The 7,388-nt window shown below is 74.7% G+C and carries 7 protein-coding genes; all 7 read left to right on the top strand.

The genetic code is table 11. The features are described 5' to 3' along the window. On the top strand, positions 1-673 hold a 673-nt coding region (locus tag Q7W29_12650; protein MDO9172668.1), incomplete at its 5' end, for a tetraacyldisaccharide 4'-kinase. A 1-nt stretch (position 674) separates the two neighbouring features. Further along, complete coding sequence (gene nadB / locus Q7W29_12645; protein MDO9172667.1) at positions 675-2,333, top strand: L-aspartate oxidase; 1,659 nt, start codon at positions 675-677, stop codon at positions 2,331-2,333. Further along, positions 2,330-3,109, top strand: coding sequence for a methyltransferase domain-containing protein (locus Q7W29_12640; GenBank protein MDO9172666.1), 780 nt, complete (start codon positions 2,330-2,332; stop codon positions 3,107-3,109). The genes nadB and Q7W29_12640 overlap by 4 nt, the downstream gene beginning before the upstream one ends. 3 nt (positions 3,110-3,112) lie before the next feature. Further along, a complete protein-coding gene (gene bshC / locus Q7W29_12635; protein MDO9172665.1) occupies positions 3,113-4,660 on the top strand; it encodes a bacillithiol biosynthesis BshC in 1,548 nt (515 codons plus the stop codon). A gap of 44 nt (positions 4,661-4,704) precedes the next feature. Continuing rightward, positions 4,705-5,496, top strand: a complete 792-nt coding sequence (gene bshB1 / locus Q7W29_12630) for a bacillithiol biosynthesis deacetylase BshB1 (GenBank protein ID MDO9172664.1) — start codon at positions 4,705-4,707, stop codon at positions 5,494-5,496. Continuing rightward, positions 5,493-6,620: an N-acetyl-alpha-D-glucosaminyl L-malate synthase BshA gene (bshA, locus tag Q7W29_12625; protein ID MDO9172663.1), complete on the top strand. Its 1,128-nt coding sequence runs from the start codon at positions 5,493-5,495 to the stop codon at positions 6,618-6,620. The genes bshB1 and bshA overlap by 4 nt, the downstream gene beginning before the upstream one ends. 152 nt (positions 6,621-6,772) lie before the next feature. Next, on the top strand, positions 6,773-7,388 hold a 616-nt coding region (locus tag Q7W29_12620; GenBank protein MDO9172662.1), incomplete at its 3' end, for a MotA/TolQ/ExbB proton channel family protein.

Genomic DNA, 7,388 nt, shown 5'->3' with positions numbered 1-7,388 from the left:
CGTCGTCCAGGCGCGCCGGCGACGGCGGGGACTCGACTTCCTGCTGCGCGAGGCGCCCGGTTGCGACCTCGTGCTGCTCGAGGACGCGCACCAGACCGCCGGCGTGCCCCGGCACCTCGACGTGCTGATCCTGGACCGCTGGGAGCGGCGCGCGGGCGTCGTGGTCCCGACCCCGGTGCGGCGCTTGCCCTGGGGGCCGGGGCGCGAGAACGTCGCGGGCGCGATGCGCGCCCGGCTCTGGCTCGTGGAAACGGACGCGGAGCCGGACGGTCCGCTGCGCGGCCCCGCGGGCGTCGTCGTGCTGGGCTTCGCGCGGCGCGAGGTCTGGGCCGGAGGCGCCTCTCCCGCGCCCGGCACGCCCTGCGCCGTGGTTTCGGGCATCGCGCGCCCGGAACGGTTCGAGGCGGCCTGCGGGCGGCTGTGCGGCGCGCCCCCGGTGCTGGCGGTGCGTTGCGCCGATCACGCGCGCTACGACCGGCGACAGGTCGCGCGGCTGCTGGCCGAGGGATCGCGGCGCGGCGCGGCCTGCTGGCTGACCACGGCCAAGGATCGTGTTAAATTGTCGGATGTCTGGCCGCCCGACGCGCCGCCGCTGTTCACCGTCGGCCTGGAACTCGTCTGGCGGGGTCCCGACCCCGTCGAGCGGGTCGTCCTGCAGCTGCTGGAGGGATGAGATGCAATCGACCGCACCGGTGACCAGCCGTTTCCTCGTGGCGGGCACCGGCATCGCCGGGCTGCAATTCGCGCTGCTGGCCGCCGAACACGGCGACGTGCGCATCGTGACCAAGAAGGATTCCTCCGAGAGCAACACGAACTACGCGCAGGGCGGCATCGCGGCGGTGCTCTCGCCGCTGGACGATTTCGAGTCCCACGTGCGCGACACCCTGGTCGCCGGGGACGGCCTCTGCGACGAGGCGGTCGTGCGGGCCATGGTCGGGGCCGCGCCGCGCCTCATCGAGCGCCTGCTGGCCTACGGCGTGCGCTTCACGCGGGAGGGCGAGCGGGAGGACGCCCCCTACGCGCTCACGCGCGAGGGCGGCCACTCGCAGCACCGCATCCTGCACGCCGCCGACCTCACGGGACGGGAGCTCGAGCGCCGCCTGCTCGAGGCTTGCCGCCGCCACCCCCGCATCGCCATGGACGAGGACCACCTCGGCCTGGACCTGATCCGCGACTCCGACCTGCGACGGGGCGGCGACCCGCAGCGCGTCGTCGGCTGCTGGGTCCTGGACCGCGACACGCTGCAGCGCCGCGTCTACCTGGCGCCGGCCACGATCCTGGCCACCGGCGGCTGCGGCAAGGTCTACGCCTACACGTCGAACCCGGACATCGCCACCGGCGACGGGCTGGCCATGGCCTACCGGGCCGGCGCCCTGCTGGCCAACCTGGAGTTCGTCCAGTTCCACCCGACCTGCCTCTACCACCCGCGCGCCAAGAGCTTCCTGATCTCCGAGGCGGTGCGCGGGGAGGGGGCGCACCTGATCAACGGCCGCGGCGAGCGCTTCATGGAGCGCTACGACCAGCGCCGCGAGCTCGCGCCCCGGGACATCGTCGCGCGGGCCATCGACCAGGAGATGAAGCGCACCGGCGATTCCTGCGTGTACCTGGACCTGCGGCACCTCGGGCGCGCGTTCGTCGAGCAGCGCTTCCCGAACCTCTCGGCCACCTGCGCCTCCTTCGGCATCGACATGGCGGGGGGGCCGGTGCCGGTCGTGCCGGCCGCCCACTACATGTGCGGCGGGGTCAAGGTGGACGGGCAGGGACGCACCAGCCTGCCGGGCCTCTACGCGATCGGGGAGGTGGCCTGCACCGGCGTCCACGGGGCGAACCGCCTGGCCAGCAACTCCCTGCTCGAAGCGGTCTACTTCGCCGAAGCCGCCGCCGGCGCGGCCGTCGCCGACGGGCCGACGGCGGGCACCCCGCCCGCGGGCCTGCCCATCCAGGACGGGTTCCCCTCGGCGATGTCGAGCGGTCCGGAGGCCGTGATCCTCGAGCACGACTGGAACTCGGTGCGTCGCGTGATGTGGGACTACGTGGGCATCGTGCGCTCGCGCGGCCGCCTGGACATCGCGCTGGACCGCGTGCGCGCCATCCGCGCCACCGTCGAAGGCGTCTACGCCCGCTCCCTGGCGAACCCCGACTTGGTCGAACTGCGCAACATCGCCTTGGTCGCCGAACTGATCATCCTCTGCGCCCGCGAGCGCCGCGAGAGCCGCGGGCTGCACGAGACCCTGGACCATCCCGGCAAGGACCCGCAGGCGCCTCGCGAGACCCTCGTCGGTCGCGGGCTCGCCCTGGCCGCGAGCGAGCCGCCGCCGGCGGCCGCGTCATGAACTGGTACCGCACCGCCTTCGGCGCGCACTACCGCCACCTCTACGCGCACCGGGACGGGCACGAGGCCGCCGCCTGCGTCGCGGCGATCGCGCCCTGGCTGCCGTTGCGGCGGGGGCCGGTCGTCGACCTCGGCTGCGGCGCCGGCCGCCACCTGTCGCCGCTGGCGGCGCACGGGGCCTGGGGCCTGGCGCTCGACCTGTCGGCCGACCTGCTCGCCGACGCCGCCCGCGCCGCCGGCTCGCTCGCGCTGCCGCCGGTCCGCGCCGACATGCGCCGCCTGCCGCTGCGCGACGGGAGCTGCGCGGCCGTGCTCTCGCTGTTCACCTCCTTCGGCTACTTCGGCGATCTCGACGACCACGCGTCCCTGCTGCGGGAGATCTCCCGCGTGCTCGTCCCCGGCGGCCGCTGGTGCCTCGACCACCTCAACTCCTTCGCCGTGCGGCGGGAGCTGGCCGCCGGCGATGCCGTGAGGGAGCGGCGCCTCGGTTCCCAGCTCGTCCGCGAGCGGCGGCGGCTGGGCCCCGGCGGGCGGCGCGTGCTGAAGGACGTCCGCATCCGGCCGCTCGGCGGCGCCGAGCGTTCGGCGGCGGACGGCGTGCCGCCGCAGGGCCTGGACTACACCGAGTCGGTCGCCCTGTTCGCGCCCGCGGAACTCGACGCGCTGTGCCGCGGCGCGGGACTGGCGCGCGTCGCCGCGTACGGCGGCTACGACGGTCGCGATTTCGAGGCCGAGACGGCCGAGCGCTGGCTGCTGATCTACGAGCGGGAGGCCTGAGCCGTGACGACACCGCCGTTCCCCGCCGAAGCCGGCCCCGCGCTCGCCGCTCTGCCGGACCTCAGCCCGCTGGCGCGGGCTTGGCTGCGGGGAGACGCCCCCTTCGCCGGCGCGACGGCCGAGTGGCGGCGCTTCCTCGGGGGACCGTCCACGGTCGTGGCTCCGGCCTGGCGCGACGCCGGCTGGCGCGAGGGCTGGCTGGCGGAGCTGACGGTGGACCTGCCGGACGACCCCGCGCGCGCCACCGCCGCTGCGTCCGTGGCGGCCCTGTCCGCCGGGGAGGCGGAGGTCGTGGTCACGGGCCAGCAGCCCGGATTCCTGGGCGGGCCGCTGCTGACGCTCCACAAGGCCGCCGCCTGCGTCGCCGCGGCCGGGGCGCGCACCGCGGCCGGCCGCCCGACGATCCCGCTGTTCTGGTGCGGCGACGACGACGACGACCGGCGCGAGGCCTTCGCGCCGCGATTGCACGATCCACGCCGGGACGCGCTGCTCGGGGCGGCGCCGCCGCCGGGACCGGACGACCTCGTGATCGGCGCGGCGCCGGCGGACGTCTGGGCCGCCCCGGAAGCCGGCTGGTTGGCGGAACGCGCTCCCGGCGGCGGACTCGGCGCCGACCTGGCCGCTCTCTGGGCCCGCGCGCGTCGCGAGGGCTGGACCTGGGGCCGCCTGCAGCGGCGCGCCCTGCTGCGGGTGTTCGCCGGCACCGGGTTGCTGGCGGTGTCGGGCGACGACGCCGGCCTGCACCGGGCCGCGTCTCCCTTCTACGCGGAGCTGATCGCGCGCCGGAGCGAACTGGCGGCGCTCGCCTCGGCGCGCGGTGCGGAACTGACGGCCCTGGGCTACCATGCCCAGATCGGCGGCGCCTCGCTGGACGCGCCCTTCCATCTGCGACGGGGCGGGGGCCGCGAGCGGGTGGTCGATCCCGCGACTCTGCTCGCTTCGACTCAGGACCTGCGCCCCGGCGTGCTGCTGCGGACCCTGGTCCAGGACTGGTTCTTCCGGCCGGCCGGCATCGTGGCGGGCCCCGGTGAACTCGCCTACCTGGAGCAGCTGCGCCCGTTGCACGCGGCCCTGGGGCTGGAGCAACCGGCGCTGCTGCCGCGCCTGTTCGCGCGTCTGAGCGACGACCCCGGACGCGACGCGGCCGCCGGCTCGCCGTCCATCGACGACACGGCCGGCGACGCGGCTTCGGCCGAGATCTCCGCGACCTTGGCCCGCACCCTGAAGGACCGCGCCGGCCTGCCGGACCGACAGGCTAGGGCGCTGGCCGACCGCGCAGCCCGCGTCTGGCGCGAAGAGGTGCGCGCGGCGTTCCGCGCGCGGCAGGAACTGGCGGGCGGGAGGCCGCCGGCGACGGCCCCGGCCTGGGCCGCCCCGGGCGGCGAGCGGCAGGAGCGAGCCCTGGCGATGCACTGGGCCACGGCGCTCTGGGGGGACGCTTTGGCGCCGTCGGAGATCGCCGCGGCCGCCGCCCATTTCGCGCGCGGGGCCGACGGCGACTGGCGCGACTGGTGGATCCGCGTGCCCCCGCCGTTTCCGGCGGGTTCGTGAACAGCGAGGGGCCGCATGAACCGGCAGGCAACCGAGGTGGGGACATGACCGACGACCAGCGCCCAGACCACGCCGACGCGACCGCGGGCATCGACCTGCTCTGCATCAGCCCGCACACCGACGACGCGGAGATCGCCTGCGGCGGCACGCTGGCCCGTTTCGCCGCCCTGGGCCGCCGGGTCTGGCTGCTCGACCTGACGCGCGGCGAACTCGGCTCCAACGGCACCCCCGACGAGCGCTGGGCGGAGGCGGCCCGTGCGTCCGCGGCGCTGGGCATCGCCGGCCGGCTGCAGGCCGCGCTGCCCGACGGCTTCGTCTCGGCCGAACGGCCCGAGCAGGTGGCCGCGGTCGCCGCCGTCATCCGCAGCCTGCGCCCGCGCTGGCTGTTGGCGGCGCCGGTCCCGCGGCGCCACCCCGACCACCAGGCGATCCCGGCCCTGGTGCGCAAGGCGGCCTTCATGGCCCGGCTCGCCTCGTGGCCGGCGGCCCTGCCCGATCTGCGCGCCTGGCCCGGGACGACGGCGATCCCGCCGCCGGCGCCGCTGTGGATCTGCGAGGCGGTGCTGACGGTCTGCGCGCCGGGCGAGCGTCCGCAGCTCTACGTGGACGTGACGGCGAGCTGGCCGGCCAAGCTGGCGGCCCTGCGCTGCTACGCGACCCAGCTGGAACGGGCCGAGGGCGCGCGGCCGACCGTCATCAACGAACCCGCCTTCCTGGATCAGGTGGAGCGCTGGTCCCGCGCCTGGGGCTTCCAGGCGGGCGTCCCGCTGGCCGAGGCCTTCGCCACCGAACAGGCGCCGCTGCTGGAAGATCTGCCCGCGGAGCGCTGGGTGTGAGCCGCCTGCCGGTCATCGGGATCACGTGCTACCCCACCCAGGGCGGCAGCGGGGTGGTGGCCAGCGAGCTGGGACTGAACCTGGCCCGCCGCGGCTACGAGGTGCACTTCATCACCAGCGAGATGCCGCTGCGGTTGCGCCGCTACGAGGCCAACATCTACTTCCACCCGGTGGAGGCGGTCACCTACCCCGTCTTCCAGCACACGCCCTACACGCTGGCGCTCGCCACCAAGATGAGCGAGGTGGCGCGTCGCCACGGTCTCGATCTGCTCCACGTCCACTACGCCATCCCGCACGCGGCGAGCGCGTACCTGGCCCGGGCGATGATCGGTCCGGACCGGCTGAAGATGATCACGACGCTGCACGGCACCGACATCACGCTCGTGGGCCAGGAGCCTTCCTACTTCGAGATGACGCGCTTCCTGATCGAAGAGAGCGACGCGGTCACCGCCGTCAGCGGTTGGCTGCGCGACGAGACGGTCCGCGTCTTCGAGCCCCGCCGCGAGGTCGAGGTGATCCCCAACTTCGTGGACCCGCAGCGCTTCCGCCCCCGCGACGACGGGCCGCGCGCGCTGTTCGCGAAGCCGGACGAGAAGATCGTCGTCCACGCCTCGAACTTCCGGCCGGTGAAGAACGCGACCCACGTCGTGCGCGTGTTCGCGGAAATCGCGCGCCGGGTGCCGTCGCGGCTGCTGCTGGTGGGGGAGGGCCCCGAGCGTCCGCTGTGCGAGCAGCTGGCCGTCGAGCTCGGCGTGGCCGACCGCGTCCGCTGCCTCGGCCAGGTCGAGAACCTCGAGGAGATCCTGGCGTTGTCCGACCTCTGCCTGCTGCCCTCGCGCCACGAGTCCTTCGGCCTGGTCGCGCTGGAGGCGATGGCCTGCGGCACCCCGGTCGTCGCCACCGACCGCGGCGGCACTTCCGAGTTCATCGAGAGCGGCCAGACCGGCTTCCTCTGCGATCCCGACGACATCGCCGGCATGGCCGCCGCGTCCCTCGGGCTGCTGCTGGACCCGGCGCTGCACCGGCAGGTCCGCGACGACGGCCTGCGCGACGCCGTGTCCCGCTTCGGGACGCCCTGCATCCTGAAGCGCTACGTCGACCTCTACGACCGTGTCCTGGGCTGAGCGGGAACCCGCCGGCGTCCCGGGGGGTAAACCCCGGACTCCGCCCTTGAACCCCCGCACCAGGGTGGTACATTGGGCGCGGACGTCGGGCGGCAGCGCCGGACATCCACCGGCGTCCGGAGCGTCGCCGGCCCACGGCAGAAGGAGCTGACATGACCCACGCGCCCTTCCTGGCGTCGCTCGGGGCGGCCGAGATCATCGACCTGATGCGCAAGTCCTCGTTCCTGGGGATCCTGGACGTCGTGGTCCTGGTCCTGCTGTCGGTCCTGTGCTGGGCCGTGATGTTCGACCGCGGCCGCCTGCTCGCGTCCGTGCGGCGCGGCCACGCCGAATTCTGGGAGCAGTGCGACGCCTGGCTGCAGGGCCGGCTGGACCGCCGCGACCTGGACGCCTGGTGCCGCAGCCATCCCGACCTGCCGCTGGCCAACCTCTGGCGCGAGACCGCCGCGCAGCCCACCAGCCAGGCCGTGCGGCGTTCCGCGGAACGCGTCGCCTACGCCGAGACGGAGAACCTGGAGCGCTACCTGATCATCCTGTCGACGACCGTTACCGTGGCGCCCTTCCTGGGGCTGCTGGGCACGGTCTGGGGCCTGATGCAGGCCTTCTGGGAGATGTCGGTGCTGCGCAGCGCCAACCTCACCGTCGTGGCCCCGGGCATCGCCGAGGCGCTGATCACGACCATCGCCGGCCTGTCGGCCGCGGTGACGGCCGTGGTGTTCTTCAACCTCTTCGTGCGCAAGATCGACCTGATCTGCAACGAGATGGAGC

The organism is bacterium, assembly GCA_030654305.1.
In the GTDB taxonomy this organism is placed as follows: Bacteria; Krumholzibacteriota; Krumholzibacteriia; order LZORAL124-64-63; family LZORAL124-64-63; genus PNOJ01.
Note: the sequence above shows the minus strand (reverse complement) of the source record. Positions and strands in the feature narration are given on the sequence as shown.